Source organism: Dolichospermum sp. LEGE 00246 (genome assembly GCF_015207865.1).
GTDB classification, from domain to species: domain Bacteria; phylum Cyanobacteriota; class Cyanobacteriia; order Cyanobacteriales; family Nostocaceae; genus Dolichospermum; species Dolichospermum heterosporum.
Genome location: NZ_JADEWA010000683.1, coordinates 1 through 1,893 on the forward strand (window position 1 = coordinate 1; position 1,893 = coordinate 1,893).

Below are 1,893 nucleotides of genomic sequence, written 5' to 3' on the forward strand. Positions count from 1 at the left end.
CTCTCCCCGCTTCGGGGAGAGGTTTGGAGAGGGGTTTGTTTATACATTAAAAACTTCTCAAACACCCTCTTAGAGAAGCAAGTTAATGAAGCAATAGTAGAATTGAATAAAATAGAAACAGAAGAAAAGGAGGAATCAGAGGAATGAAATATACAATTATTATTCAATGGTCTAAGGAAGATGAATGTTATGTAGTTTCATTACCAGATTTTACAGATGTCATGCAGCCTTGTACTCATGGAGACACTTATGAAGAGGCTTTAAAAAATGCCCAAGAAGTTTTAGAAATGCTGATTTCATCTTATTTAGAAGACGGACAACCAATACCCGAACCGCAAATTATCGGCATTAATTAGATCCCCGACTTCTTTAAGAAGTCGGGGATCTGAAAATACAGAATCCAAAATCCTATGACTCGTAACCTACAAGAAACACATTTAAATCGCGCCCGTGCTAGTCTCAGACAAGCATTATCTTGGTATGGATATCTCCGTAAATCGGGACAACTAGCCGCAAATCCAGAATTAGCAAGGTTGCTAAAACCAGAAATAGAAACTTTAAATGCCACACTCAATAAATTAGATGCCAATGTCATCAGAATTGCGGCTTTTGGTTTAGTCAGTCGGGGAAAATCAGCAGTATTAAATTCTTTATTAGGAGAAAAAATTCTGCAAACCGGACCCCTAAATGGTGTCACTCAATCGCCACGTTCTGTACCTTGGAAACCAGGAGATAAGGTATTAGTCGAATTAATTGATACTCCCGGTTTAGATGAGATTGCCGGAGATTCACGGGCGCAAATGGCACGAGACGTAGCGCGTCAAGCTGATTTAATTTTGTTCGTGGTTTCTGGGGATATTACGAGAACTGAATATCAAGGATTATTGGAATTACGTCAAGCCCAAAAACCTTTAATTTTGGTATTTAATAAAATTGATTTATATCCCGATACAGATAAAAATGCAATTTATAAAAATCTTCAACAATTAGGGGCAGGAAATACCCAAAATCAGCCATTGTTACCCGATGAAATTGTCATGATATCGGCTGAACCTGCACCAATGGAAGTGAGAGTAGAATATGCAGATGGAAGCGTTACTTCTGAATGGGAAACACCACCACCGCAAGTAGATGAATTAAAGCAAACAATCTTAAATATATTAAATCGAGAAGGACGATCTCTTTTAGCTTTAAATGCACTCATTCAAGCTAGAGAATCCGAAGAAAATATCGCCCAAAAAACCGTTCATATCCGCGAAAAAGAAGCAGAAGATATTATTTGGAGGTTTAGCCAATATAAAGCCCTAGCCATTGGCTTAAATCCCATTGCTTTTTTAGATATAATAGGTGGTTTAATTACCGATTTAGCTTTAATTCGGGCATTAGCTAAATTGTATGGTTTACCCATGACTAGCTATGAAGCCAGTGAATTATTAAAAACAATTTTATTTAGTTCCGGTGGTTTATTATTAAGTGAAATTGGCAGCAGTCTTATATTAGGCTTAGGTAAAAGTGCCGCAGCGATCGCCAGTGGTGATAATCCCTTTAATATTACTACTTTTTTCGGGAGTGCTATCGCCCAAGGTGGAATTGCCGGTTATGGTGCTTATACAGTCGGTAAAGCCGCCCAGTTATATCTAGAAAAAGGCTGTACTTGGGGACAATTGGGGGCTAATACTGTCATTCAGGAAATTTTGTCACAAGTTGATAAAAATACTATTTTGTATCGCTTACAGCAAGAATTAGGCGGTACTTTTGGTGAGTTTTGAGAGATTGAATCTAAGAGGGTGTTTGAAAAGTTTTGAATGTATAAATTGACCCCTCTCCAAACCTCTCCCCGACGCGGGGAGAGGCTTTGAAAACCCCATTCCCTGGTAGGGAAGGGGGGTTAGG

At 38.7% G+C, this 1,893-nt stretch carries 2 protein-coding genes; both read left to right on the forward strand.

What is annotated here, in order from left to right; genetic code table 11:
* Positions 1–143: 143 nt before the first annotated feature.
* Positions 144–356 (forward strand): type II toxin-antitoxin system HicB family antitoxin, encoded by a 213-nt coding sequence (locus IQ228_RS25510; protein WP_027402976.1) that lies wholly within the window; start codon positions 144–146, stop codon positions 354–356.
* A gap of 54 nt (positions 357–410) precedes the next feature.
* Positions 411–1,769 carry a GTP-binding protein gene (locus tag IQ228_RS25515; protein ID WP_027402975.1) on the forward strand — a complete coding sequence of 453 codons (1,359 nt, stop codon included), beginning with the start codon at positions 411–413 and terminating at the stop codon, positions 1,767–1,769.
* Positions 1,770–1,893 lie beyond the last annotated feature (124 nt).